The following is a 25433-nucleotide window of genomic DNA, read 5'->3' on the forward strand; positions in this document are numbered from 1 at the left end:
AAATTAAAGGTATTTTCTACTGACAAATATTAACGTTTTAAACTTTGATATTTCGGGTGGAATTATGCGTATTGGTGTTTTGCTTTTTTCTGGATTGTTATTATCTGGTTGCGTTAAGACTTTAGAAGAACGGAATAAAGAACGGGAAGCATCTCCAGAAATTCAAACAATAATGCCAATCATTGTCGAGCAATGCCGTCTCTCTGCTGAAGGGCAAAGTCCAGCTGTTTCCTATGCAGCTTTGCAAAAATACGGTTTTAAAAAAGCAAATTTAAATTTTGGGTACATTGTCGGGCTGAAGACGCCGGGAGAAAAGACTATATTCAGTGAGTGGGATCACATTCAGGTCGTATTTGATCCGATAGTCTTGTTTGGTGAGTTCAGGGGCTGCAATGTAATAACCAATAGGACAGAGAATGTCGTAACTTTCAATATGAGTATGCTTAAAGAGTTCGTACAGGCTGGTTACTCATTCGAGCTGAAAAATCGTGGGGTGTTCTCAATGAAAAAAGGGAATACCAAAATTGGTAGCACCACAACGAAAAAATACTTTGAAGGAACTGCTTCACTTGAACTTTCTATCTCCAAACAAAATTAAGGTAGCGCTGGCTTCCTTATAAATGAGCCTGCGATGCCTCACGGTTTTCGCAGGCGCACAATCCATGCAATCGGCGTGACCCGCGTATCGGCAACCACTTTTTCCTGTGCTGCCAGTTCTTCTGAGGCCATTGGTTCAACACTGGCCTCAAGAGTGAAACCTGCCATGTTGATCATGCCGATCCATTCACTCAATGTGCGGTGAAAGCGGGGAATATTGAATGGTTTGGATTGTTCGCGCTCTGCTTGCGGCAGATTTGAGAACCACCATGTCTCAACACTTCCGTCAATATCGACAAAATAATCCGCCACCTGCACAGCGATAACTTGTCCATCCTCATTACGCACATTCTTGCGAAACGGCGGCACAAAGCACGGGTGCAGAATGGTGAACTGAAAGAAGCCTTGCGGTTTGAGAATACGGAAAATTTCTTTCAGTACATCGCCTTGTTGGGGCATATCCATCATCGACATGAAAGCGCTGGCGAAGTCAAACTGCGCATCGTCAAATGGCAAATGTAAAGCATCGGCTGTCAGATAGTGAATGCCGAGCGGCTCCTGATTTTCCTGCGCCAAAGCATGGCGCACAAATGTCGGCGCAATATCAATGCCGGTCATTTTTGCGCTGGCGCGGGCAAGCGAGCGTGTATTCGCACCTTCACCGCAGCCGACATCAAGCCCGTTTAAGCCTTCAACATCCGGCAGCATTTCCAGAAAAGCCGGTGTGTGCAGTGCATCACGATAAATATCGTAGCCGGCACGGACATGCTTCGTCCAGGTTTCGGCATTTGCCTCCCAGTGGTCTGAGACGGAGCGCTTCAGAGCATCATCGTCAGGTTGATTTGTCATGGAAAATGCCCCTCGATTTTAATTGCAAAGACGAAAAAAAGGCTCTTTGGCGAGCACCAAAGAGCCTTAGGACAAGATTGTTGCAGATATTTAAAAGATCAGCGATCTTCGCTCAAACCCGGCTCATAACCTTCTGCAATCTGGCGGATAGCATCAGCCATAGCCTCGGCGCTCTGTGCGCCCATTACGGCATATTTCTGATCCAGAATAAAGCACGGCACACCAGTCACGCCCATCTGTCCGGCAACAGCGATTTCCGCACGCACATTGTCGCTGTCTGTATCGCCTTCGAGCAATGATTCAATGATTGTGAATTCCATGCCGGAATCTTCTGCTGCTTCGAGCAGGATTTCATGGGTGCCGATATCTTCACCCTGCTCGAAATAGAGCGAAAATAATTCACCAACAACGCGATCCTGCACTTCCGCGCTGACTTCACCCGCCCAACGGATCAGGCGATGCGCATCCAGCGTATTTGGTGCCACTTCAATCGCATCGAAGTCGAACTCAATGCCTTCTTCTTTGCCGGTAGCGATCAGCTGGTCATGCACTTCATTCACGCGGCTCTGGGAGCCAAGCTTTTCGACCAGATAGCGCTTACGCTCTTTGCCGCCTGCCGGAATGGTCGGGTCGAGCTGAAACGGACGCCAATGCACTTCAACATTCAGCTCAGGCAACATTTCAAGCGCAGCTTTCAAACGCTGACGACCAAGATAGCACCACGGGCAGACGACATCGGAAATAACATCGATTGTGATTTGTTTGTTTGTCATGAAATTACCAGTCATCATTTGTTGTCAGAGGTGGTTTCTGCCCACCATGTAGGGAATTGATAGCCGTAAAGCGAGGTTTTCTCCGGATATTTTATCCGCGACCATCGTGCAACCTGCTGTTTAGGCAAATAATAGAGTGGCAGATAGTAACTGCCGGAAATCAGCAGCCGGTCAAAGGCACGTACTGCATCGGTGAATGCAGCCCTGTCTTTGGCGGCGAGCATAGCCTCAATCATCGCATCAAGGGCAGCATCCTGTGCACCCGGATAGTTGAAGCTGCCCAATGCATCGCGCGAGCCGGAGCCCCAGCGCATCCATTGCTCATTGCCGGGTGAGAGGGAGGCCGTTAGCGCGCCGATGATGATATCATAATCGAAATTCTGCAAACGCTGCTGATATTGCGCATCATCAGCACTGCGGATTTCTGCGAGAATGCCGAGACGCGCCAGATTGCGCTTATAGGCAAGGGCGAGCTTCTCCTCATCGACCGAGCGGGTCATGATCTCGAAGCTTAAAGATGAGCCTTCCGGCGTGGTTGCTATGCCGTTTTTGAATGTAAAGCCTGCCTGTTTTAGCAAGCTATAGGCTTTCTTGGCAGGTTTGCGATCATGCCCGCTGCCGTTGGTTGTGGCTGGCTTCCATGTGCCGCTCATAACTTCCGGTAGTAATTTATCCGTATAGGCTGCCAGCAACTGCTTCTCACCATCACTGGCAGAACGCCCGACCGATGATAGTTCCGAACCCTGCCAGAAACTGGCCATACGGTCATATTGGCCGGAGAACAGCGAGCGGTTTGCCCATTCAAAATCAAAGAGCTCAGAGAGTGCGCGACGCACTTTAACATCGGCAAATTTCTCACGCCGCGTATTGAAAACAAAGCCGAGCATATTGGCAGGTGTGCCTTTGACAAACGTGTCTTTAATGACCTTGCCCTGCGTCACTGCCGGAAAATTATAAGCCTTGCTCCAATGATTAGGTGAGCCGTCGAGATAAACATCGACGATGCCCTTTTTGAAAGCTTCAAAATAGGAGGTTTCATTGCGGAAATATTCGATTGCAATCGTGTCAAAGTTGCTGAAACCACGGCGGCTTGGCAGGTCTTTTGCCCAATAATCCGCATTGCGCTGATAGGTGATGCGCTCTCCCGGTTTGACGCTTTTCACAGTATAGGGGCCGCTGGCGACAGGAGGTTTGAGAGAAGCCTTGCCGAATGTTTCAGGATCGACCGCATGTTTTGGCAATACCGGCATTGTCGTTGCCAGCAGGAGAGGGAACTCTCTGTCCGCCTTCTCATTAAAGGTGAAACGGATGCCGCGCTCGCCGGTTTTCTCGATTTTGGCAATCCGGTTCATACGGGCATTGTATGGCGGACGGCCTTTTTCCGTCAGAATTTCATAGGTGAAAATCACATCTTCCGGTGTCACCGGCTTACCGTCAGACCATTTTGCCTGTTCGTTCAGTGTGAATTCGATGAAGCTGCGTGCATCATCCGTTTCAACACTCTCTGCCAGCAGGCCGTAAAGTGTGAAAGGCTCATCGGCTGAACGCTGCATTAGCGTTTCAAACATCAGATTGCCGAAATCCGCATCATTGAACATGCCGCGTGCCGTGGTGCGCATGCTCTGCAACACAAAAGGATTGAGGCTATCGAATGTGCCGACCACACCATAGGTAATGCTGCCGCCTTTAGGCGCATCCGGATTGGCATAAGGAAAATGTCTGAAGTCCGCTTTCAGAGCAATATCGCCATGCATAGAGAGCGCATAGGAAGGCGAGGCGCTCAGATCAGGCGCGGTGGTTTGCGCCTGTGCAGGGAAGGTAGAAAATTGCACACCGGATGTTGCTGCCAAGACAGATGTTCCCAGCATGGCAAGCAGATGACGCCTGTTGATTTTTTGCGGGAAAGGCAGAAACTGCTTGGTCATTGGTCAATCACTATCCGGTAAATTTATTGAATATGCTAATCCTGTGCGGATTGAGCTTTGCGTCTTTATTCGTGTTTTCAGAATTACACAGCAAAGGTTGTATTTCTGATTCGTATCTGATGCTATCTATAAACCGGTTTTTTAGCCGGAATATGCAGGAAGCAGCAGAATTAAATTTTCTGTAATTCCCTCACCGGATTTGCTTTTCTGGCAGGCCGGGCAGGAATTACGTTGTTTTTATAGCGCAATTTACCGTTAAAAAACTATGGTTAATAAAACGGCACTGGATAAAGCCTTGCAGGCAGTGTAACACCGCAAATAACACAGGGTCACGCTGTTGCCGTATTTTATCCGCAGTCATGGTTGCGAAAAATCGGTTCACTGGCTGATCCGTTCCGGGGAAATGTTATCCTGATATGCAAGGCAACAGTTCTTCAAAAGAATACGGGCTGTTTCTTTATCCGAAGCAGCTGTCTCCTAAAGCAATTTTAAAGGGCGGAAACCGGTTTTCTGCTTGAAATTGCGCAAGAAACAAATTGATAGAGCGATTTTTTCCGTTTTGGGAAAATAAAAAGCGCTCTGGAATTCAGATCAGAGTGTTGAAAGGAACCTGTTGATCATGACCAGCACGAAGACATTCGCTGCCGCATCCGCAATTGCCGGCGCCGTTGCCCTGCTTGCAACCGCGACCCTTCCGGCCACAGCTCAACAGCTGCCGCCGCAGGGATGGTTCAAGGTCTGCTCGAAGCAGGAAGATAATGATATTTGCAATACACAGAATATTGTGACTGCAGATTCCGGTCAGTTGCTGACCGCGATCAACCTGATCGAAATCAAAGGCAAGATTAATCGTAAGATTTTTCAGGTTTCTGTTCCGACCGGTCGTTTGATCCCTGCCGGTATCGGCATGCAGATTGATGCCAATAAAACAACCAAGGTTGAATACGGCATTTGCTTCCCGGATCGTTGTATCGCTGAAGCACCATTGACTGACGAAATGGTCAATGCGCTGAAAAAAGGCGGCAAACTGACTCTGACTTCAGTGAACTTCCAGAACAAGCCAAATCCGATCACCGTTCAGCTTTCCGGTTTCTCCGATGCACTGAGCGGCAAAGGCTTGCAGCAGAACGAACTGGAACAGCGTCAGAAAGAACTGCAGGACGCAGTTCAGAAGCGCCAGAAAGAATTTGAAGCCAAGATGAAAGCAGAGCAGGAAAAGGCAAAAGCCGGTAACTGATCTGTTTCACAGCTAAAAATCTTTAAAGGGCGCCTCTGGCGCCCTTTTTTATTGGGAAAAAGGGGAGAATAAAATGAAAAGACCGGAGCTCACGACGCAGCGCTTGAAACTGCGGATATATGAGCCGCAGGATGCTGCGGAAATGTACAGCCACATTACCCCGACGCTCACCCGTTTCATGGCGTGGGAGCCACCAACTTCTTTTGAGGAATTTCTGGAAAATAAGGTTTTATGGGAAGAGCGCTTCCTGAAGGGCACGGATTATCATTTCGTGGCCAGAGATCAGCAAAGCGGGCGCTATATCGGTATTATCGGTGTGCATCGGGCTACAACGGCCACACCGGAATTCGGCGTGTGGATGTGCGAGGATGTGCACGGGCAGGGCTTTGGTAAAGAAGCGGTCACTGCTGTGTTCGATTGGGCGAAGAGTGCCTTGCGCGCGGATTATTTCGTCTATCCTGTGGCGGAACAGAATTTGGCAAGCCGCAAGATTGCCGAAACTCTGGGTGGCCAGCTTGTATCCTCTGAGCAGAAGCCGAAATATATGGCTGTGACCTATCACATTCCGGCATAAACTACTTGATATAAATAATGGCCGGATATGTCCGGTCATTGTCCTGATGCTGGCTTTTCCATTATGTTTTAGTGCGGTAATTTCTGTTATATCACATCTCAGGAGTTACCTAAAATGTCCGCTACTGATACTGCTCTGATCGTTATTGATGTTCAGGAATCTTTTCGCAAGCGCGCCGTCTGGCAGGATAATATTGCCCGTCCTTTTATACTGAACGTGCAGGCACTGATTGATGGTGCTACAAAGCGCACTATTCCTGTCGTGCAGATTTTGCACACGGATAATGATGATGTGTTCCGGCTGGAGAGCGGTTTTGTCCGCACATTGGAAGGTCTGGAGATCGAGCCAACCGTGCAGTTTTACAAGCAGCGGCATTCTGCATTGGTGGAAAGCGGGCTGAATGTCTGGCTGACGGAGCGCGGTATCCGCAAGTTGATTATCTGCGGTATCAGAACTGAACAGTGCTGCGAGACGACAACACGCCATGCTTCCGATCTGGGCTATCAGGTTGATTATGTAACAGAAGCCACGCTGACTTTTCCGATGACACATGCCTCAGGGCAGGTCTTCTCCGTTGAGGATATTAAAATGCGCACGGAGCTGGTTCTCGCAGGGCGTTTTGCTCGTATTGCTACGGTTGAAGAAGCGCTTCAGGCTGTCACACTATAAGGAAACAGGATTGTGAATAAGCCAAGCGGTACGACGACCCCAAAGATTATACCTGTCTATGTTGTTGTACCGCCGCATATCTTGCTGCTGGACGTGGCGGGGCCGGTGGAAGTGCTGCGCCGTGCCAATGCCGAGCAACAGGACATTCTGTTCGATTATCATTTTGTCTCAACACAAGTGGAGCAGGTGAGTTCAATCGGGCTGGCCGTTGCAGGGCTTGCACCATTGCCCGCACATCTGCCGGATGATGCCTATATTCTTATATGCGGCACTATCACAGCACCGGCAGAAGCAACCGATCCAGAGCCGGAATACCGGCAATTGGCTACATGGCTGAAGACGGGTTTCCGGTCTTCAATGCATCTGGTAACGATCTGCTCCGGTGCCCTGATCGCTGCGCGTGCCGGTTTGTTCGATGGTTATGCCTGCACGACGCATGCACTGTCCGTCGATGAGTTGCGCGCTATTGCTCCGGCGGCGCGTGTGCTGGATAACCGGCTTTATGTGGAAGACGGCACACGTTATTCGAGTGCAGGTATTTCCACCGGAACTGACCTTATGCTGCATCTGGTGGCAAAGCTGACGTCACCGGTCGTGGCACTGAACATCGCCCGCTACATGGTTGTCTATATGCGGCGTACCGGTGGTGAGCCGCAATTTTCGCCGTGGCTCAGCGGGCGCAATCATATTCATCCGGCAATTCATCGTATTCAGGATGCGATTATTGCCGATCCGGCGCGCAACTGGTCACTGCAAGAGCTGGCTGATACCGGTTTTATGAGCGTGCGAAATTTGTCCCGTCTTTTTCAGGAGCATACGGGGCTGACGGTGACGGAGTATGTCAATCTGATCCGTGTGACACTGGCAAAAGATATTCTGACCAATTCGCCATTGGGTATGGAGAATATCGCCGAGAAAACCGGCTTCACCTCCGCCCGTCATCTGCGCCGTGTCTGGGCGAAATATAATGCAGTGCCGCCAAGCCATTATCGCCGGATTACTGAGCAGGCGTAAGATCGCGCTGCGCTACGCCACAAACAACAGCCAGCAGCAGTAACGCAGCCGAAGCCCATAAACCGCTGGAAAGATTATGCGTAAGGTCGTTTATCAGGCCGATCAGCACAGGGCCGAAAATCTGCCCGATGGAGAACATCACCGTCATCATGCCGATTGCCGCCGCCCAGCCTTGCGGCGGCAGGTTGCGGCGCACATAAACGGTTGTGGAGGCCACAACAGCGAAAAAAGCGCAACCGAAGCTGGCTGCAGAAATCATCAACACTGCAAAACCGGATGAGAAAATCGGCAAAAGCGACGCAGTCATAGTAATCAGTGACAGAAGGGCGAAGGCGCGGCCGTGGAGCAGTTTTTTCTGAATGCCTGCGCAGAGCCAAGGGGATGAAATAGCTCCAAACCCGATCACAAGCCAGAATCCGGATTGCAGCATGGCACTGCCACCGGAATTTTGCACCCATGCAATCATGAAGGTCATATAGGCAATATAACCGGCGCCGACGAATAAATAGCCGGCCAATATCCAGCCCATTTGTTTGTAACCGACCCGATAATGTCCATTTTTCTGATCCGGCTTATAGAGTGTAACAGTTTGTCCGCGAGCGCCGAATAACAGCAAAGCAAGAGGCGCTGCAAGCAGAGCCAGTGCTGCCCATGCATATGGCCATGAGCCTGCGCCGAGCCGGTCAATCAAAAACGGGAGAACAAGACCGGATATAAAGATACCAATGCCGGGCCCTGAATAAAAAATACCGAGAATAACAGAACTGCGCTCGGGATGGCGTTGTGCCAGTCCTGTTGCCAGTAAGCCGCCAGCAACAAAGGCTAATCCTGCGCTGAGACCTGCAAGAAAGCGGGCAAAATTCAGCAAGAATACATCGCGGAACACGGCACATAAGGCCAGTGATATAACGACAATCCAGATATTGACGACCATCATTCTATAGGCGCTGACAACACGAAGCAGCCGTGATGCCAGAAGGGCGCCGAGAAGGTAGCCAATACCATTACTGGTATTCATCCAGCCTGCATCAGCATAAGACCAGTGCAAATCCGCCCGCATATCCGGCAGTACAAGCGCATAGGCAAAACGCGCAAAACCAAGACCCAGCGCCGGAACCATTGCCAAAGCCAGCACAACGGCCAGAGCATTTTCATGTTTTTGAGCTTGGTTTGCAGAGGGCATCATATTCATTCCGGTATAAGTGTATTGAACTACCCATAGCGGATTTCTGCGCGCACTTGTGATGAATAATCCGCATAACGAAATGTAATAAGTCAAAGTCTGCATAGATAAATAAAAACCCCGCCTGAAAACTTCAGGCGGGGTTTTTCTGTAAGTTCCGGTGCTGATTAAGCAGCCATAGCTTTCTGCAGGTTTTCGTCGATCTTGTCGAGGAAGCCTGTTGTCGACAGCCAAGGCTGATCCGGACCGATCAGCAGAGCCAGATCTTTGGTCATGTAGCCGGACTCAACAGTGTCCACGCAGACCTTTTCCAGAGTGTCAGCAAAGCGCTTCAGTTCAGCATTGTCATCGAGCTTGGCGCGGTGCGCCAGACCACGGGTCCATGCGAAGATCGAAGCGATCGAGTTGGTTGAGGTTTCCTCACCCTTCTGATGCTGGCGATAGTGACGGGTTACAGTACCGTGAGCAGCTTCTGCTTCAACGGTCTTGCCATCCGGTGTCATCAGAACCGAGGTCATCAGGCCGAGCGAGCCGAAGCCCTGTGCCACGATGTCGGACTGCACGTCGCCGTCATAGTTCTTACAAGCCCAGACATAACCGCCGGACCATTTCAGAGCCGAGGCAACCATGTCGTCGATCAAGCGGTGTTCGTACCAGATCTTGGCTTCTTTGAACTTCTCAGCGAATTCAGCCTGATACACTTCTTCAAAGATATCTTTGAAGCGACCGTCATAGGCTTTGAGAATGGTGTTCTTGGTCGACAGATAAACCGGATAGCCGCGCTGCAGGCCGTAGTTCAGCGATGCGCGTGCGAATTCACGGATTGATTCGTCGATATTGTACATGGCCATAGCAACGCCTGAAGACGGTGCATCATAGACTTCATGTTCAATGGTTTCGCCGTCTTCACCAACAAATTTGATCGACAGCTTGCCTTTGCCCGGGAATTTGAAATCGGTCGCGCGGTACTGGTCACCGAAAGCATGACGGCCAACGATGATCGGCTGAGTCCAGCCTGGCACCAGACGTGGTACGTTTTTGCAGATGATTGGTTCGCGGAAAATTACGCCGCCGAGAATGTTGCGGATGGTGCCGTTTGGCGATTTCCACATTTTCTTGAGCTTGAATTCTTCAACGCGGGCTTCATCAGGAGTGATGGTGGCGCATTTAACACCAACGCCGTGTTCCTTGATGGCATTCGCTGCATCAATGGTAACCTGATCATTGGTTTCATCGCGGTGTTCAACCGACAGATCATAATATTTCAGATCAATGTCGAGATACGGATGGATGAGTTTGTCTTTGATAAACTGCCAGATGATGCGGGTCATCTCGTCGCCGTCAAGTTCAACGACGGGATTAGCAACTTTGATCTTTGCCATAAAAACCTCTCCTTCATGAAGTTGCGCCCCTCATAGCACTGCTTAGCCTGTGCGCAAAGTCCTAACCACTTCATGAGAACAGGAATGATAAAATTCTCTGACGGATATGGTTTTTTGTAATTTCAAAATACAATTCGCCTGTTCACGATGGTGTTACGGCAGGTAAGGGCAGGGATAAGTCGGACGGGAGACTGATACAGGCGATTCAATTTTTTGATATTCAGACTGATTAATTGCTGCGGATGATTTGAATTCCGGTGCTCTTCCGTTTAAGAAAAGCGCGAAAAGCGCATGTTGAATATCTCTTTTTGCGCGCGAAATTTGAGTTTGAGAAGACAATGGCCGGTACAGATAAACAGCGCACGATGATTTCAGAAGGCCCCGCAATCATTCTTGTTGAGCCGCAATTGCCGGAAAATATCGGCATGGTGGCGCGCGCTATGGCCAATTTTGGTCTGGGTGAATTGCGTCTGGTTAACCCGCGTGAGGCCTTTCCGAATGACAAAGCCCGCTCTGCCGCCAGCAAGGCCGATCATATTATCGATAGTGCCGTGCTTTATGATGATCTGCCATCAGCGCTCGCTGATCTGAACTTTGTTTATGCCACGACTGCACGCGAGCGTGACGGTTTCAAACAGGTGCGCGGCCCCGTGGAAGCAGGCAAAATCCTGCGTCACAAATTCCGCACTGGTGAGAAAACCGGCATCATGTTCGGCCGTGAACGTGTCGGCCTGAAGAATGATGAAGTTGGGCTGGCCGATGAACTGGTGACATTTCCGGTCAATCCGGCATTCGCCTCGCTGAATATCGCGCAGGCTGTGCTGCTGATGTCCTATGAATGGATGAAGTCCGGTCTGGAGCAGGAAACGGATACGGTATTCCGCGGACCGGAATTGCAACCGGCGAATAAGGAATATCTACACGGTTTCTTTAATCATTTGGAGGAAGCTCTGGATACGCGCGGTTATTTCCGGCCAGAAGCGCGTAAGGAGATTATGGTGAATAATCTGCGGGCAGTGCTGACCCGTCCGGCATTTGCGGAAGCTGAAATCCGCCTGCTGCGCGGTGTGCTGACCTCGCTGGATTATTTCTCACCGAAAAGCCCGCGTGGCTCCGGCGCGCCCGAAGGCCGCGCCAGAATACCCAATGATGCCGCGCCCGAAGGCCGCGCCAGAGTTTATAAAGATGAGACACAGAATACCGAGCAGGATAAACCGGACGAAAAGTCCTGAGGCAGGTTTGCGATGCACCATCTCGCGCAATATACAGCAACCAATATTTCCAGCAGGCAGGATGCGCCGGTCATCGTTTTTGACAGCGGTATCGGCGGTCTGACGGTTTTGCGCGAGGCGCGGGTGCTGATGCCCGACCGCCATTTTATTTATGTGGCTGATGATGCAGGTTTTCCCTATGGTTCATGGGAAGAGCCTGCTTTGCGCGAGCGTATTGTCAGCTTGTTTGCTGATCTGATCCGCCGGTTTCATCCTCAGCTCTGCGTGATTGCCTGTAATACGGCGTCCACATTGGTGCTGGATGATCTGCGGCAGGCTTTTCCCGATACGCCTTTTGTCGGCACCGTTCCGGCGATTAAACCGGCCGCTGAGCGCACCAGTTCCGGTCTTGTCTCGGTTCTGGCAACACCGGGCACGGTTAAGCGTGCCTATACACGCGATTTGATCCAGTCTTTCGCCACACAATGCCATGTGCGCCTTGTGGGTGCTGACCGGCTTGCCACACTGGCCGAAGCGCATATTCGCGGCGAAAAGATTGATGATGAGCTGGTGCTTGAGCAGATCATGCCATGCTTTATTGAAAAGGACGGTAAGCGCACAGATATCGTGGTGCTTGCCTGCACACATTATCCGTTTCTCGCCAATGTATTTCGCCGTTTAGCGCCGTGGCCGGTAGACTGGCTTGACCCGGCTGAAGCGATTGCAAGGCGTATGTTGTCTCTGCTGCCTGAGAATAAAGACAAGATTCTCCATCATCATGATGATCTGGCGGTGTTCACATCTGGCAAGCCTGATTATGCGATCCGCCGGCTTTTGCAAGGCTTTGGCCTGCGAAACTAAAGCGAAGCAGCAAACTGCTATGCCCGCTTTCCGGCTAAGCTATCATCCGGATAAAATCATTTTTTATAGAAAAAACTTGACCTTACCCTAAGGGCAAGCCTGCATAACTTGTGTGATGAGAGTCGCAAGGAGAAAGCATGCTCACAATAGGACAAATGGCGCGCTCCCAAGGGGTGACGACGAAAACACTGCGCCATTATGACAGTATCGGCCTGTTCAGTCCCTGCCTGAGCGGGCAGGATAATGGCTACCGCTATTACCGGCCGGAACAGATTGTAACACTGGGGCGTATTGTCTGGCTGAGGCAACGTGGCATGGCGCTGGATGAGATCAAAACACTGGCTGCCAGCGGCGGGCTGGACAGTGTGGAGAAGATGCATGCAAGCCTGCAAAATCATGCGGCGCTGCTTGAGGCTGAAATCAACCGCCGTCAGAAAACCCTCGATCATCTTCTTCGCTATCTTGCACAACCGGAGCGCACCATGCCTGAATTACAAAAGCCTGAACGTGTTTTCTTCGCAGCCCAACGGATTATCGGCATGTGTTGGTATCCTGAGGACGAGGGCAGCATTGCGCAAATGTGGGATCGTTTTGAGGCGCGTGAGCATGAGATTGAGCGCATGAACGAGCCTGTTGGCACTTTCGGCATTTGCCAGCCGCTGGAAGATGGTCAGTGGCGCTATATTGCGGGTCTGCCGGTTGGTGCGGATGCAACCATTCCCGAAGGTTTGGTCGCAATGGAAATTCCGGGGCGCTATTACGCGAAAGTTGAGCATCTGGGTGAGGTGACGACTTTGCCGGAAACATTCCGCGCAGCCTATTCCGAATGGTTGCCGAGTGCAGGTATGCAACCTGATGAAGGGCCGGAATTTGAATATAGCGGTGCTCGTTTTCTCGGGCCGATGAGTCCTGAAAGTGTGACTGAGATCTATATCCCGCTGAAATGAGTTTTCCCGCTTGTGGTAAGCTGCAATTATGATGCATCATAATTCAGAGAGTTATAAGCGGGGATTATAATGACACTGAGCGGTTTTCATATCAGAGCAGCGCAGGCGGGTGACGGACAAGCACTTTATAATGTCACCCACTTGTCCATTCTAGCATCAGGTCAGGCTTTTTACAGTTCTGAGCAATTGGCCGGATGGATGGGCGCACGCACTGCACAAACCTATGAGGCAATTATTGCCAGGGGTAATGTGTTGGTTGCGGAGCGCGAGGGTAAACTCGTTGCTTTTGTTGATACGGAAGGCGGAGAGGTGACGCGCCTGTTTCTGCTGCCTGAAGCGACAAGCACCGGCCTTGGTAAGCATTTACTCACACTGGGGATTGAACATGCCAGACGCGATTATAAGGGGGATATACGTGTTGAGGCTACGCTTAACGCCGAAAGTTTTTACGCGCATCATGGTTTCAAGGCTGTCGAACGTGGTTTTTTCTCGCATGCAGTCGGTGGTGAGCCTATTGCCATCGTGCATATGGTGCTCGAAGCATAATTAGTATGACCTTGATTGCGTTTCAGGTCTCCGTTCTTAGCTTTCATCATTATCGTGTTTTGTAATATGAAATTGTCATTTACCGGAGTTTTTGAATATGAGGCGGTCTGTTGCTGCACTTACGGCGTGTTTAATTGTTTTTTCTTCCGGCGGTATTTTTGCCGGCACTGCTGAGCCTGTTGGTTTTCGGCAGGTTGAACTACCGGATGCCAATGGCAAACGGAGCATCAATCTCGCACTCTGGTACCCGACAACAGATAAGGCTACGCCCGTTAGTGTTGGTGAAAATCAGGCATTTATTGGTATTGAGGCCGTTAAGAGCGCTGCGCCTGACGGCAAAACGCATCCGCTTGTGGTCTTGTCGCATGGCTATGGCGGCAGCTGGCGCAATCTGAACTGGCTGGCGGGGGAACTGGTCGGGCAGGGTTATATTGTGGCCGCACCAGATCATCCGGGCACAACGACATTTAATCGCGATAAGGAACAGGCTGCGCAGCTCTGGGAGCGTCCGCATGATCTCAGTCGTGTGATTGATGCTGTGGCCACTGACAGCGCCTTAGCGGGCAAGGTTGAGCCAAGCCGCATTGCTGCTATCGGTCATTCGCTCGGAGGCTGGTCGGTTGTGGCTCTGGCTGGCGCACAGTTTGACCCTGCGCGCTTTGATAGGGATTGCACAGAGCAACCCAATCCGCGCACGTGTGGTCTGGCGAGTGAATTAATTACCCCGCAGGGTAATGTTGCGGCAGAAAAACTGAAAACAATGAAGGCCGATCCGCGTGTTGGTGCGATTGTCTCGCTCGATCTGGGTTTAGCGCGCGGTTTCACTCCGGAGAGCCTGAACAGCATTACCGTACCAGCGATGATTTTTGGGGCAGGCGTTGATATTGGTGATCTGCCTGCAAAACTGGAATCCGGTTATGTCGCATCCAATATGCCATCAAAAACCGCGCAATATGTTGAGATTGCGGATGCCATGCATTTCAGCTTCATGCAGATATGTAAGGCCGGTGCGGCAGAACTTATCGAGGCAGAAACACCGGGAGACGGTATTGTCTGTAAAGACGGCGGAGAGCGTAGCCGTGAGGCGATCCATCGTGAAGTAGCTGATATGATTATTGCATTTCTGGCGAAATCATTACCTGCAAAATGATGTAAAAAAGGCCGCTAAATAGCGGCCTTTCTTTTGAGAGCCTTGGGAGGCTTATTTCGCTTTTAGTTCACTGACTTTGCCAACGGTGAAGAACTGGGTTTCACCATTGGAGTCATCCACACCGTCATTATCGGTCACAACATAGCCGATGCCGTTTTTGTCGATGGCGAAGCCTTCAAGTTTATCCGGTACAAAACCGTTGAGCTTCTTGAGGTCAGGAATAAAATCATAGACCAGTGTTTTGCTGACAAGCGGCAGTTTCTCACCGATCTTCGCTGGCTTCAGATCAGCCATTGCCACTTTGTAGAGGCGCTTGTTGACAGCTTCATTGCCGATCAGATTGTCGCGCTCAACCATATAGAGCTGACCGTCATGGGCAGTGATTTCCGACAGGCCGACCCAGCCTTTTTCCTTCTTATCCAGCGGATAGGAAACGGCAGCCCATTCTTCGCTCTTCAGATTGTAGCTGAGGATTTTGACAGTGCCTTTGTCATCATCAGCCCATTCGCGCTGTACAACCATCCAGAGCGTTTCACTGTCACCTTCACCGGTACGGGTGATGCCTTCAAGACCAAAACGGGTCTGATGCTTGAGCAGGTCTTCAGGCAAAGCGATTTCTTTTTTGATCTCGCCTTTATCATTCACATTGAGAATGGCATGCGGAACCAGTTTCTTCTGGTCACCTTCATTAGCCAGCCAGAAGCCGCCATTGCCATCGGTCGTAATGCCTTCAAGATCAATCTTTTGCGCTGCATCTTTACCGCGCTTGACGAGCAGTGCAGATGTGATTTTCGCAGGCTTCTGATTGGCATCAATCGTATAGATTGTTGGCGCAGCGAAATAAGCAGAGTCAGATACTGCATAGAGAATGCCGTCCTTGCTTTCATCAGCAACCAGACCGGAGAGTGCGCCCCAGGCGATTGATGTGCCTTCTTCGGTTATTTCCGAAACCAGCTGCGGATAATCTGCGGCTTTATCCTGCAACTCATAAATCATCACATGGGAGCGGGCGGCGCCGTCTTCACCCAGATCAGTTTCATTGGCTGTTACCAGCAGGTTGCGTGACGGGATCGCCAGCACACCTTCAGGACCGATACCCGATGGGAGCAGCTGAACGAACTCAGGATCTTTACCGGTATCTTTATATACGCCGACCATTGAGCCGCGTTCGCTTGCCACGAAGAGATAGTTGGTATCACCAAAACGGCCGACCTCGGCACCTTCCAGCTCAACGCCTTTTTTGTTGCGTTTTTCGGGATAATGGCCGTGCGCAGCAATCTTGTGTTCCAGCGTATTGCCGGATTCATAAGTTACCTTGCCGGTTTTGTCGAAAATCGTAAAGCCGCGTGAACCACCTTTATAATCGCCTTCATTGGCGGTTAGCAGGCGGTCATCGCCAATCCATTTGATGGTGTCCGGCTCGCGAGCGACATTTTTCATTTCGCCGTTGAATTTGATCTGGCCGTCTTTCTTGGTATCGATCTTGTCGAGGTCAACAGTACCGGCAGAAAAATGCGCGGTGATCTTGCCGGAAGCAGCATCGACGATCGCAATATGGTTGTTTTCCTGAAGGGTAACAGCAATTTCATTTTTGCTATTGATGGAAACAAATTCAGGCTCCGGGTCTTCCGGCGCAACTTCTGCAATACCGGTCAGATCTACCACTTTCATGGTTTTGCAATCCGGTGTGCCGTCTTTAAGGTTCAGAATAACCAGATTACCGGCTGGAAGCTGTGGCAACTCACCGTCATTCAGGTCTTCATCACGCTCATTTTCAATAGCAACGGCGAGGAATGTCTTGTCCGGTGAAACGGCAACAGAATCCGGCTGACCACCGAGATCGCAGCTCATTTCAACCTTGCGCGATGCAATATCAATGACATCCAGACGGCCGGATGGCTTTACATAGCTTTCAGATGTATTGACGCCGGCGAAAACGCGCTTGCCTGCTACAGTAACCGATGTCGGCTCGCCTTCAACTTTAAGAACGCCGCCGGCTTTCGGATTTTTAGGATCGGTAATATCAACAAAACCGATGCCGCCATACGGGCTGTCGGAATAGATCAGCATATTGCCGTCTTCCGAAACCGTAATGATTTCGGAGGAGGTTGCCGCTTTTGCATCTGCATCTTTCGGCAGGTTATCGGCGACTGCAAAGCTGGCGATGCGGTTGAAAACCGGTTCAGCCGAAGCGGAAAAAGCAACGGAACTTGCCAGAGTGGCAGTAAGGGCGGTGATGAGAGAAAGTCTCATAGAACGGCGCGACATGAATATCCCCGAATGTTGCATAATATTCTGGATCTCTGATCCAAAAGCCGCCATGCCTTGCTGCAAATGGCAATTTCTACGCTTCCGGTACTCACGTACTTATATGCACGCTGCGTTCCGGTGCTCGAAATCACCATTTTCGCTATGGCCTGCCACTTTTTGATTCAGACATTGAGGGGAGATTTCGCCGTTCTCTGTTTCAGACAAATGTCACTTCCATGAAGAAATGATGACATGGCTTTTATTAGCAATTTAATCGCTGGAAAACGCTGAAGTGCCACGTCACTTGTCTGATGGTGTTTGCGGACGCGCTAGGTTGCCTTTGCCAAATGTGTAGCCGGTTTCCACTGTCTTCAAGCCGAATTTTGAGCGCAACTTATCAATGGCAGTTTCTGCAGCCGCACGCTTACCGGCTTTGATATCTACCAGATCCGGCGGATCGGCTTTCACCGGATCAGTCAGATCGGTTACACCGATGCCGAGCAGGCGATATTGTGTGCCGTCAATTTCCTTATGCAACATATAGAGGCCGGTACGAAAAATGCGGTCAGCAAGTTGAGTCGGATCACTCAGACGATGATTGCGGGTACGGCTCTGGAAATCCTTGGTCTTCAGCTTCAACACCACTGTATGACCCGCAATCTCGCCATGCTTCAAACGTCCGGCAACTTTTTCTGACAATGCACGCAGCACCGGCACCAAATCCTCAGCCTTGGCAATATCAATATCAAAGGTGGTTTCATTGGAGATGCTTTTCATCTCGCTTTCCGGCTGTACAGTGCGCGTGTCCAACCCACGGGAGAGGCGATAGAGCCGTTGTCCCATCACGCCGTAGGACTTCATCAGCGGGGTTTCTTCCATCTGCTGCAGTTGCCCGATGGTCTGAATACCGTCTGCATTGAGCTTGGCATTGAGTGCCTTACCAACGCCCCAGATCATGCCGACAGGTTTTGGCTTCAGAAAGTCCGGTGCTTCCTTTTCTCCGATCACCGAGAAACCGCGCGGCTTCTCTAAATCGGAGGCAAACTTGGCGAGAAACTTGCAATATGACAGGCCTACAGAAACGGTAATCCCGATATCCTGCTCAATCCTGCGGGCGAGTTCAGCCAGCACAAATGCAGGTGGTGCGCGATGCAGCTTTGTCGTGCCGCGCAGATCCAGAAATGCCTCATCAATAGAAAGCGGTTCTACCAGTGGCGTGAGGTCAAACATCATCTTTCGGATCTGGTGGCCGACAGTGCGGTATTTCTCCATATTCGGTTTAACGAATATGGCTTGCGGGCAGAGCTCAATGGCTTTGAATGTTGGCATAGCAGAACGCACGCCGTGAATACGAGCAATATAGCAGCAGGTGGACACCACGCCGCGTTTGCCACCACCGACAATTACCGGCTTATCACGCAAGTCAGGATTATCACGCTTTTCAATCGAGGCGTAAAAAGCATCACAATCAATATGTGCAAAGCTTAAATCATAAAGCTCTTCATGGCGCACCAGACGCGGGCTGCCACAGGAACTGCAACGTGGGCGCGGTTCATTCCGGCGCTTTTTCTGCACGGTCAGGCAATCGCGGCAGAAGCCTGCCTGCGGATCTGCTTCAGCAAAATAACCGGAAACGTCGTTGATCATCGAGAAAACCTGAATTATGAACCGAACATAAGCGGAACATTTGCACGATACAGGCTGAAGCTCGCAAGCGCCAGTGATTTCTATTCACAATCTACAGCTACGCAGAAGGTGGTGCTTACATGGATTGATCGTAGAAATTGTCACCATTTGGCAGAAAACGCAGCGCCTGACTCATGCTTTCAGGTTTGTGGCCGGTGGCTTCACAAAACTGCATCAGGGTTGGCTCATGCGCCAGATAGAATTGCAGTACGCCTGTCAGAAAGGCAGGTTCAGTTGCCGCTTCACGAATGGAGGAAACTTCAATGCCGGTAAGGGACAAAAAGCGGTTCATCAATTCCGGTTGCTGCGCAAGAAACACCAGAGCTTCAATCGCCAGATTCTCTGCATCACCTTGATTTAAAATTGCTTTTGACATTATGAACCCTGCGAATTGATCTTTACTGTTTGGCAACTGTAATCACAGTTTTAGCTGTACGACAGCTGTTTATGGACAATTTGGTCATTGTTCAATGCTATGCTTTTCAGGTCGGGATATTTATGGTCATTATATGCGATGCAAATGACCGGTAATTGACGTGAGCCGAAAACTGCGAAATGCTGCCGGTCAAGAGCGGCGGATATATTCAGACAGGTGTTCTGAGTAACAAGGTATTGTTTCATGACCAAAAAAGTAATGATCGTCGAAGATAACGAGCTGAATATGAAGCTGTTCCGCGATCTGATTGAAGCCAGCGGTTATGAAACGATCCGCACGCGCAATGGTCTTGAAGCGATGGATCTGGCGCGTATCCACCATCCCGATCTGATCCTGATGGATATTCAGCTGCCTGAGGTTTCCGGTCTGGAAGTCACCAAATGGCTGAAAGAGGATGATGAGCTTAAAAGCATTCCGGTTATTGCCGTTACAGCCTTTGCCATGAAGGGCGATGAAGAGCGTATTCGTCAGGGTGGTTGTGAGGCTTATATTTCCAAGCCGATCTCCGTGCCGCGCTTTATTGAGACGATTAAGTCCTATCTCGGCGACCTGTAGTTACAGGACTTCGCCTTACTGAGGTGAATGATGAAAATTCCTACGTTCCGCATTGTAAGGCCGACAGATAATCTGGAGGCACTGCTTCCCTTTTATCGGGATGGTTTAGGACTGACAGTTCTTGATAGTTTTCAGGTTCATGATGGTTTTGACGCAATCATTATGGGGCGTGAAAATGTGCCCTATCATTTTGCATTTACACGCACCGATAAGCATCAGGCCGGTAAGGCGCCAACCAAAGAGAATCTGCTGGTTTTTTATTTGCCGGATCATGCCGAGTGGGAAGCTGCTGTTGAGCGTATGAAGGCGGCCGGTTTTGTACCTGTGAGCGCCTTCAATCCTTACTGGGATAAGAAGGGGGTAACTTTCGAAGATCCGGACGGTTACCGTATTGTTTTGCAGCAGACGGATTGGGCGCCTTAGAGCGCGTTTTGATCTGAGGCGTACGGAGAATTCTCTGCATTCAGGCAATAAAAAACCCGGACTGATAACAGTCCGGGTTTTTTAATAACTAAAACCAAGATTATTTGATTTTGGTTTCTTTGAATTCGACGTGTGCCTTAGCAACTGGGTCGTACTTACGCTTTGTCATTTTCTCAGTCATTGTACGGCTGTTCTTCTTTGTTACATAGAAGAAACCGGTGTCTGCGGTCGACAACAGCTTGATTTTAATTGTTGTAGCCTTAGCCATAACGTTATCCTGCTCTTTTAAAAAATAAAACCGCCTGCGATTCCGGCGATTTCATCCGGGTGCGGGAATTTGGCGCGACACTACGGATACGCGCCGAAAAGTCAAGCCCGCTGTTTACGAACTACCAGTCTCACGAGCAGAATTATGATAAATGCTGCAAAAAAGAGTGATAAAGTGACGGGGAAACCTGTCGCGCCGAGCAAATCCATGCCGACGCCGGCTGCCTGAGGGCCTGCCAGCATACCAATGCCGTAGCAGAAAATGAATGCTGCATTGGCCGAAGCAAGCTCGCGTCCCTGCAATTGCGAACCAAGATGCGCAAGGCCGACTGTGTAAAGACCGGCAACAACGCCACCCCAAATCAGCAGCAGAAATGCCATCAAATACCAGCTGGCGACAACGAATGGCAGCAGCACCATGCCTGCAAAGCCGATTACAGCACAAATAAGCAGCAGAATGCGGCGGTCGCGAATACGGTCAGAGATAAGACCGAGCGGAATTTGCATGAGCACATTGCCAAGGCCGACCATCGTCAGCAGCAGAGCCGCATCACCTTCATTGAGACCGACACGCGTGCCGAAGACAGGGAACAGGGCAAAGCCGCCGGTTTCTACCGCGCCATAAACAAACACTGCCATTGTCGCTGCCGGAACAATGAAAATATAGGGCAGGAACGGGACGTGTTCGCCTTCTTCAAATTCAGGGCTGTCTTTTCTGGCGATCATCACGGGGAAGGCTGCCAGCGCAATGATGACGATGCCGATACCAAACGGCATAAAGCCGCCACTGCCGATGATGGAGAACAACCAGGGGCCGACTGCGAAGCCCAGAGAAAGACAGGTCGCGTAGATACCAAGCACCAGTCCGCGTTTGGAAGGCGGGGCAGAGGTATTGACCCAATATTCAGACAGCACAAACAATACAGTGAGCGCGAAATGCAAGGAAACGCGCAGTGCAAACCATGCAATAATATCCGGAAACAGATAAAAACCGAGGAAAGACAGCCCGCTGATCAGCAGCATGAGCATCATAGAGCGGGCAACGCCGAGATAAGAACCGATACGCGCAGAGAGCGCGGCTCCGAACAGGGATGCAAGACCTGCAATGGCTGTATTGGCGCCAATGGTACTGGCTGAGTAGCCGCGGCTTTCCAGCAGCACGCTCAGCAGCGGTATGCCAAGGCCGATAGCGGCACCGACAGCGCTGATTGTGGCAATTGCCGCGCCCAAAGAGCGCCATTGCGTTGGCTGGAGCACCTCTGATGCGGTTTCAGATGAAAGATGGTCTTGCTGCATGAAATTTATATTACCTCACGGACATGACGGCCATGCCGTTTTCGATAGAACGGAACCGGATATATAGATGACAAACTCATGTCTTCGAGCAGGAGTTTTTCAATATCCCGTAAAATAATGCGTGTAATATCAGCAATATTGAGATTCATGGCTTCTGAAAAGCTCACAAACCTAAGATCAGATAATTCTGGCTCATTATAAGCAGATGATTCTATACTGCTCATGTCAGTCGTCATGGTGCTGGCGGCTGCAGGTGACGGGTTGATCTCATCCAAAAAACTGGCAAAGAACCGCGCATCATAGCGGCGCACATGGCCGGGCGGCGTAATAGCACGCGCGACATAGCGAAGACGTGACAAATCAGGAAGGTGGTTGGTACGGGCAAAGCCTGCCCAGGGATGCGTCTGCGCATCATCATGCGGTGTGCCAAGCAGCAGGCCGGTTTCCTCGTAGGTTTCCCGTATCGCTGTCATAGCCAGAGCGCGCGCCCGCTGAGTGCTGGCACGTTTGCCAAGTCCTGCGAGCAACTTGGCCTCATCCTGCGGCCTGAGACAGTTGGCAGCGGATATTCTGCCATCCTGCATCTCGGTGCCGCCTCCCGGAAATACAAATTTATCCGGCATGAAATGCATGGCTTGTGCGCGGCGTCCCATGAGAATGCGCGGCTCTTTATCACTGCGATCTATGAGAATGAGAGAGGCCGCATCACGCGGCCTGATAGTAGCGGATGAAGCGGTGCTTTTATTCTGAAGCACAGCCGCATCATCCGTTTTATGCATATCCTGTAAAGAGGTCTGAGAGCCGTGTGCTGGCATAGACATCAGATATATTCTTTTGTGCTTTCCGTATCAAAGCCATGCATGTACAGCGCCCATTGCAGGCCGATTGTGGCGCCTTTCATTGGCTGTAGCAAAGCCAGAGACATCAGGATCGTGACCGGCCCCCAGATTGCCAGATGTCCCCAAAGGGAAAGGCCGCCCATGTTTTCAACCATCATAAACAGCGCAATCACGACGTGGCCGACAATCAGAACTGTCAGATAAGCAGGCAGATCATCAGCACGCTGTGCAGTGTAATCTTCATCACACACCGAACAATTGGCGACAGGGCGCAGGAATGAGCGAAACAGCTTGCCATCACCGCAATTCGGGCAGCGGGAGAGAAGGCCGCGCTTCATGGCTTGCCCAAGCGGGCGCGTCGCGCGTGCCTGTTTTGCACTTTCACCACCGAAAATCTGCATGTCTGTCTGGCTTACGCTCTGATCACTGCTCATCATATTCTCCGGTGCCGGTGTTGGGTTTATCTTTTGCTTCTACGCGAAATATGGGATGGCTTTCCGCCTGATGGACCGCCGCTACGGGATTTGCCCGTCTTGCGGCTGAATTTGGTAGCTTTATGGTGCGATTGCAAGGAGGCAGGCAGCAAACGCGCTTCAGTCAGCATTTCAAAGCGCAGTGCACCGGCAACCGGCTGCGCTTCAACCAGCCGGACTTCCACATTGTCACCAAGACGATAGCCTTTGCCAGACCGCTCACCGGCGACCGAGTGACCAGCCTCATCATAGTGATAATATTCCCGACCCAAAGTGGAAATGGGAATAAAGCCATCGGCGCCATATGTCGCAAGGGTCACAAACAGTCCGGCCTTGGTAACACCCTGAACCCGCGCCTGAAACTCGTTGCCAACCTGTTCGGCCAGATGATGGGCGATCAGACGGTCTGTCGTCTCGCGTTCAGCCAGCATTGCGCGGCGCTCGGTCTGGGAAATATTCAGCGCAATGGCCGGAAGTTCTGCAATTTCCGTATTTGTCAGGCCATCCGGCCCCAGATTGAGCGCACGGATCAGCGCACGATGCACGATCAGGTCAGCATAACGGCGGATCGGGGAGGTGAAATGCGCGTAATGGCGCAGATTAAGCCCGAAATGGCCGATATTGTCTGTGTTATATTCTGCCTGACTTTGCGAGCGCAGCACGACCTGATTGACCAGCTCTTCGTGGTCGGTGCCCCTGACGCGGGACAAAATACTGTTAAATTGGCCAGGTCGCAGCTCCGCTCCGCGAGCAAGACTGATTTCCAGCGTCTTGAGGAAGTCGCGCAGGGATTCCTGCTTGGTCATCGAAGGCAGGTCATGAATACGGTAGATCAGAGGCTGGTTTTTGGCTTCCAGCGTTTCTGCGGCCGCAACATTGGCCTGAATCATAAATTCTTCGATGAGCTTATGGGCATCGAGCCGTTCAGGAACGATGACTTTCAGCACCTGCCCCTGATCATCGAGGATCAGTTTTTTCTCAGGCAGGTCAAGTTCCAGCGGCTCGCGCTTGTCACGAGCCATTTTCAGCGCCGCATAGGCCTTCCACAGCGGCTTCAGGCTGATATCAATGACACTTGAAGTCTTCTCATCCAGAGCGCCGTCAATGGCCGCCTGTGCCTGTTGGTAGGCGAGGCGGGCAACCGAGCGCATCATAATGCGATGGAAGCTGTGCGAGCGCTTGCGACCATCGGCACCGATGATAATGCGCACTGCCATAGCCGGGCGATCCACGCCTTCACGCAGCGAGCACAGATCATTGGAAATATGCTCCGGCAACATCGGTACCACACGATCAGGGAAATAGACCGAGTTGCCGCGCTTCAACGCTTCATGATCGAGCGCAGAGCCATGCAGCACATAATGGCTGACATCAGCAATCGCCACGACAATGACAAAACCGCCTTCATTGGCCGGATCTGTGTCAGCTTCGGCAAACACCGCATCATCATAATCTTTGGCATCAGCAGGATCGATGGTCACCAGCGGCAGCGAGCGCCAATCTTCACGGTGCGCCATTGTTGCAGGCTTGGCGTTTTCCGCCTGTTCAATCGCTTTTTCAGGGAAGATATGCGGAATTTCATATTCATGGATAGCAATCATCGACAGCGCTTTTTCACTGCCGATTGAGCCGATCACCTGTTCGATTTTGCCCTGTGGCAGGCCAAAGCGGCTTTTCTGATGCGGGATCACTTCAACCAGATCACCGGCTTTTGCACCATTAAGATGTTCTGCATCAATGCTGACTTCGCTCTGCTTGCGGTTCACCGGCTCAAGGCGGTACTCACCGCTTTGCAATTGGCGCAAAACACCGAGAACGGCGCTGTCGCGCTTCTCCAGTTTCTTGATCACACGACCGGTATAAGGCGCAGCACTTCTATCGGAACTGGCAAAAATCTTCGCCAAAACCTGATCGCCGACACCAACGGTCGGACCTTTATCTTTATGTGTGCGGCGCAGCAGCACCAGCGGGGCAGCCGTGTCGCCGCTCCACTCAATCGGACGGGCAATCAGACCGCCGTCACTGTCACGGCCGGTAATACTGAGTGGTGCGATAGGCGGCAGAGCGTTCGGACGTGCCAGTTTCTTGGCGCGCTTTTCAACCTGACCATCATTGGCCAGCTCGCGCAGGATATCTTTCAGATAGATGCGTGCATCACCTTTGAGATTAAACGCCTTGGCAATATCGCGCTTAGCTGCGCGATCAGGGTTTTCGGTGATAAACTTCAGCACATCTTCCTTCGACGGAAGATAGTTTTCTGAAAGCGGTTTCACTTTGGATTTACCGGAAA

At 51.0% G+C, this 25433-nt stretch carries 25 protein-coding genes; 12 read left to right on the top strand and 13 right to left on the bottom strand.

Annotation, left to right across the window (positions count from 1 at the left end; all coding sequences use genetic code 11):
• Positions 1-64 precede the first annotated feature (64 nt).
• Positions 65-598, top strand: a complete 534-nt coding sequence (locus P8H26_RS05235) for a hypothetical protein (protein WP_289631805.1) — start codon at positions 65-67, stop codon at positions 596-598.
• Positions 599-636: 38 nt separating this feature from the next.
• Here the strand turns inward: P8H26_RS05235 and P8H26_RS05240 are convergent, their stop codons facing one another.
• The 3 genes from P8H26_RS05240 to P8H26_RS05250 form a co-directional block, all read right to left on the bottom strand.
• A complete protein-coding gene (locus tag P8H26_RS05240) occupies positions 637-1446 on the bottom strand; it encodes a class I SAM-dependent methyltransferase (protein ID WP_289631806.1) in 810 nt (269 codons plus the stop codon).
• A gap of 98 nt (positions 1447-1544) precedes the next feature.
• Complete coding sequence (locus P8H26_RS05245; protein WP_289631807.1) at positions 1545-2219, bottom strand: DsbA family oxidoreductase; 675 nt, start codon at positions 2217-2219, stop codon at positions 1545-1547.
• 14 nt (positions 2220-2233) lie between these two features.
• Positions 2234-4144 carry an extracellular solute-binding protein gene (locus P8H26_RS05250; RefSeq protein WP_374708224.1) on the bottom strand — a complete coding sequence of 637 codons (1911 nt, stop codon included), beginning with the start codon at positions 4142-4144 and terminating at the stop codon, positions 2234-2236.
• Positions 4145-4763: 619 nt separating this feature from the next.
• On the opposite strand from P8H26_RS05250, the gene P8H26_RS05255 reads away from it, so the two are divergent.
• From P8H26_RS05255 to P8H26_RS05270, 4 genes are all read left to right on the top strand, one after another.
• Positions 4764-5381 (top strand): invasion associated locus B family protein, encoded by a 618-nt coding sequence (locus P8H26_RS05255; protein ID WP_289631808.1) that lies wholly within the window; start codon positions 4764-4766, stop codon positions 5379-5381.
• Between the two features lie 73 nt (positions 5382-5454).
• Positions 5455-5955: a GNAT family N-acetyltransferase gene (locus tag P8H26_RS05260; protein WP_289631809.1), complete on the top strand. Its 501-nt coding sequence runs from the start codon at positions 5455-5457 to the stop codon at positions 5953-5955.
• 114 nt (positions 5956-6069) lie between these two features.
• On the top strand, positions 6070-6624 hold the full coding sequence (locus P8H26_RS05265; RefSeq protein WP_289631810.1) for an isochorismatase family protein: 555 nt from the start codon (positions 6070-6072) through the stop codon (positions 6622-6624).
• 12 nt (positions 6625-6636) lie between these two features.
• Positions 6637-7638 (top strand): GlxA family transcriptional regulator, encoded by a 1002-nt coding sequence (locus tag P8H26_RS05270; protein WP_289631812.1) that lies wholly within the window; start codon positions 6637-6639, stop codon positions 7636-7638.
• Here the strand turns inward: P8H26_RS05270 and P8H26_RS05275 are convergent.
• Both P8H26_RS05275 and P8H26_RS05280 read right to left on the bottom strand, forming a co-directional pair.
• Positions 7622-8824 carry a YbfB/YjiJ family MFS transporter gene (locus tag P8H26_RS05275; protein WP_289631813.1) on the bottom strand — a complete coding sequence of 401 codons (1203 nt, stop codon included), beginning with the start codon at positions 8822-8824 and terminating at the stop codon, positions 7622-7624. The two genes, P8H26_RS05270 and P8H26_RS05275, sit on opposite strands and share 17 nt — an antisense overlap.
• A gap of 164 nt (positions 8825-8988) precedes the next feature.
• Positions 8989-10203 carry an NADP-dependent isocitrate dehydrogenase gene (locus P8H26_RS05280; protein ID WP_289631814.1) on the bottom strand — a complete coding sequence of 405 codons (1215 nt, stop codon included), beginning with the start codon at positions 10201-10203 and terminating at the stop codon, positions 8989-8991.
• Between the two features lie 338 nt (positions 10204-10541).
• Here P8H26_RS05280 and P8H26_RS05285 point away from each other — a divergent pair, with 338 nt between their 5' ends.
• From P8H26_RS05285 to P8H26_RS05305, 5 genes are all read left to right on the top strand, one after another.
• The gene (locus tag P8H26_RS05285) at positions 10542-11435 is read left to right on the top strand and encodes an RNA methyltransferase (RefSeq protein WP_289631815.1); all 894 of its coding nucleotides are present in this window, start codon (positions 10542-10544) and stop codon (positions 11433-11435) included.
• Positions 11436-11447: 12 nt separating this feature from the next.
• On the top strand, positions 11448-12275 hold the full coding sequence (gene murI / locus P8H26_RS05290; protein WP_289631816.1) for a glutamate racemase: 828 nt from the start codon (positions 11448-11450) through the stop codon (positions 12273-12275).
• 137 nt (positions 12276-12412) lie between these two features.
• On the top strand, positions 12413-13222 hold the full coding sequence (locus P8H26_RS05295; RefSeq protein ID WP_289631817.1) for a MerR family transcriptional regulator: 810 nt from the start codon (positions 12413-12415) through the stop codon (positions 13220-13222).
• 69 nt (positions 13223-13291) lie between these two features.
• Positions 13292-13768: a GNAT family N-acetyltransferase gene (locus P8H26_RS05300; protein WP_289631818.1), complete on the top strand. Its 477-nt coding sequence runs from the start codon at positions 13292-13294 to the stop codon at positions 13766-13768.
• 97 nt (positions 13769-13865) lie between these two features.
• On the top strand, positions 13866-14918 hold the full coding sequence (locus P8H26_RS05305) for an alpha/beta fold hydrolase (RefSeq protein WP_289631819.1): 1053 nt from the start codon (positions 13866-13868) through the stop codon (positions 14916-14918).
• A 51-nt stretch (positions 14919-14969) separates the two neighbouring features.
• Here the strand turns inward: P8H26_RS05305 and P8H26_RS05310 are convergent, their stop codons facing one another.
• The 3 genes from P8H26_RS05310 to P8H26_RS05320 all read right to left on the bottom strand — a co-directional run bounded on the left by P8H26_RS05310 (position 14970) and on the right by P8H26_RS05320 (position 19230).
• Positions 14970-17186: an esterase-like activity of phytase family protein gene (locus P8H26_RS05310; protein ID WP_289631820.1), complete on the bottom strand. Its 2217-nt coding sequence runs from the start codon at positions 17184-17186 to the stop codon at positions 14970-14972.
• A gap of 282 nt (positions 17187-17468) precedes the next feature.
• Positions 17469-18815 (bottom strand): DNA polymerase IV, encoded by a 1347-nt coding sequence (locus tag P8H26_RS05315; protein WP_289631821.1) that lies wholly within the window; start codon positions 18813-18815, stop codon positions 17469-17471.
• 115 nt (positions 18816-18930) lie between these two features.
• Positions 18931-19230 (bottom strand): DUF3572 domain-containing protein, encoded by a 300-nt coding sequence (locus tag P8H26_RS05320; protein ID WP_289631822.1) that lies wholly within the window; start codon positions 19228-19230, stop codon positions 18931-18933.
• A 243-nt stretch (positions 19231-19473) separates the two neighbouring features.
• Here P8H26_RS05320 and P8H26_RS05325 point away from each other — a divergent pair, with 243 nt between their 5' ends.
• Both P8H26_RS05325 and P8H26_RS05330 read left to right on the top strand, forming a co-directional pair.
• Complete coding sequence (locus P8H26_RS05325) at positions 19474-19845, top strand: response regulator (protein ID WP_289631823.1); 372 nt, start codon at positions 19474-19476, stop codon at positions 19843-19845.
• A gap of 27 nt (positions 19846-19872) precedes the next feature.
• On the top strand, positions 19873-20268 hold the full coding sequence (locus P8H26_RS05330; RefSeq protein ID WP_289631824.1) for a VOC family protein: 396 nt from the start codon (positions 19873-19875) through the stop codon (positions 20266-20268).
• 100 nt (positions 20269-20368) lie between these two features.
• Here the strand turns inward: P8H26_RS05330 and rpmG are convergent, their stop codons facing one another.
• The 5 genes from rpmG to rnr all read right to left on the bottom strand — a co-directional run bounded on the left by rpmG (position 20369) and on the right by rnr (position 25416).
• Positions 20369-20536 carry a 50S ribosomal protein L33 gene (gene rpmG, locus P8H26_RS05335; protein WP_022712316.1) on the bottom strand — a complete coding sequence of 56 codons (168 nt, stop codon included), beginning with the start codon at positions 20534-20536 and terminating at the stop codon, positions 20369-20371.
• 101 nt (positions 20537-20637) lie between these two features.
• On the bottom strand, positions 20638-21831 hold the full coding sequence (locus P8H26_RS05340) for an MFS transporter (protein WP_289631825.1): 1194 nt from the start codon (positions 21829-21831) through the stop codon (positions 20638-20640).
• 5 nt (positions 21832-21836) lie between these two features.
• Entirely contained in the window at positions 21837-22610 is a 774-nt protein-coding gene (locus tag P8H26_RS05345) for an NUDIX hydrolase (protein ID WP_289631864.1), read from the bottom strand.
• A 41-nt stretch (positions 22611-22651) separates the two neighbouring features.
• A complete protein-coding gene (locus P8H26_RS05350; RefSeq protein ID WP_289631826.1) occupies positions 22652-23104 on the bottom strand; it encodes a DUF983 domain-containing protein in 453 nt (150 codons plus the stop codon).
• Positions 23105-23130: 26 nt separating this feature from the next.
• Entirely contained in the window at positions 23131-25416 is a 2286-nt protein-coding gene (gene rnr / locus P8H26_RS05355) for a ribonuclease R (RefSeq protein WP_374708232.1), read from the bottom strand.
• Positions 25417-25433: the final 17 nt, after the last annotated feature.

Source organism: Pseudochrobactrum sp. sp1633, assembly GCF_030376605.1.
In the GTDB taxonomy this organism is placed as follows: Bacteria; Pseudomonadota; Alphaproteobacteria; order Rhizobiales; family Rhizobiaceae; genus Pseudochrobactrum.

Coding starts and splice junctions, on each gene's coding strand:
- P8H26_RS05255 (WP_289631808.1), top strand. CDS start 4,764: ATGACCAGCACGAAGACATTCGCTGCCGCATCCGCAATTGCCGGCGCC.
- P8H26_RS05325 (WP_289631823.1), top strand. CDS start 19,474: ATGACCAAAAAAGTAATGATCGTCGAAGATAACGAGCTGAATATGAAG.
- P8H26_RS05295 (WP_289631817.1), top strand. CDS start 12,413: ATGCTCACAATAGGACAAATGGCGCGCTCCCAAGGGGTGACGACGAAA.
- P8H26_RS05315 (WP_289631821.1), bottom strand. CDS start 18,815: ATGATCAACGACGTTTCCGGTTATTTTGCTGAAGCAGATCCGCAGGCA.
- P8H26_RS05310 (WP_289631820.1), bottom strand. CDS start 17,186: ATGTCGCGCCGTTCTATGAGACTTTCTCTCATCACCGCCCTTACTGCC.
- P8H26_RS05235 (WP_289631805.1), top strand. CDS start 65: ATGCGTATTGGTGTTTTGCTTTTTTCTGGATTGTTATTATCTGGTTGC.
- P8H26_RS05245 (WP_289631807.1), bottom strand. CDS start 2,219: ATGACAAACAAACAAATCACAATCGATGTTATTTCCGATGTCGTCTGC.
- P8H26_RS05260 (WP_289631809.1), top strand. CDS start 5,455: ATGAAAAGACCGGAGCTCACGACGCAGCGCTTGAAACTGCGGATATAT.
- P8H26_RS05320 (WP_289631822.1), bottom strand. CDS start 19,230: ATGTCAAAAGCAATTTTAAATCAAGGTGATGCAGAGAATCTGGCGATT.
- murI (WP_289631816.1), top strand. CDS start 11,448: ATGCACCATCTCGCGCAATATACAGCAACCAATATTTCCAGCAGGCAG.
- P8H26_RS05300 (WP_289631818.1), top strand. CDS start 13,292: ATGACACTGAGCGGTTTTCATATCAGAGCAGCGCAGGCGGGTGACGGA.
- rpmG (WP_022712316.1), bottom strand. CDS start 20,536: ATGGCTAAGGCTACAACAATTAAAATCAAGCTGTTGTCGACCGCAGAC.
- P8H26_RS05250 (WP_374708224.1), bottom strand. CDS start 4,144: ATGACCAAGCAGTTTCTGCCTTTCCCGCAAAAAATCAACAGGCGTCAT.
- P8H26_RS05275 (WP_289631813.1), bottom strand. CDS start 8,824: ATGATGCCCTCTGCAAACCAAGCTCAAAAACATGAAAATGCTCTGGCC.
- P8H26_RS05340 (WP_289631825.1), bottom strand. CDS start 21,831: ATGCAGCAAGACCATCTTTCATCTGAAACCGCATCAGAGGTGCTCCAG.
- P8H26_RS05280 (WP_289631814.1), bottom strand. CDS start 10,203: ATGGCAAAGATCAAAGTTGCTAATCCCGTCGTTGAACTTGACGGCGAC.
- P8H26_RS05305 (WP_289631819.1), top strand. CDS start 13,866: ATGAGGCGGTCTGTTGCTGCACTTACGGCGTGTTTAATTGTTTTTTCT.
- P8H26_RS05330 (WP_289631824.1), top strand. CDS start 19,873: ATGATGAAAATTCCTACGTTCCGCATTGTAAGGCCGACAGATAATCTG.
- P8H26_RS05345 (WP_289631864.1), bottom strand. CDS start 22,610: ATGCATAAAACGGATGATGCGGCTGTGCTTCAGAATAAAAGCACCGCT.
- P8H26_RS05240 (WP_289631806.1), bottom strand. CDS start 1,446: ATGACAAATCAACCTGACGATGATGCTCTGAAGCGCTCCGTCTCAGAC.
- P8H26_RS05265 (WP_289631810.1), top strand. CDS start 6,070: ATGTCCGCTACTGATACTGCTCTGATCGTTATTGATGTTCAGGAATCT.
- P8H26_RS05350 (WP_289631826.1), bottom strand. CDS start 23,104: ATGAGCAGTGATCAGAGCGTAAGCCAGACAGACATGCAGATTTTCGGT.
- P8H26_RS05285 (WP_289631815.1), top strand. CDS start 10,542: ATGGCCGGTACAGATAAACAGCGCACGATGATTTCAGAAGGCCCCGCA.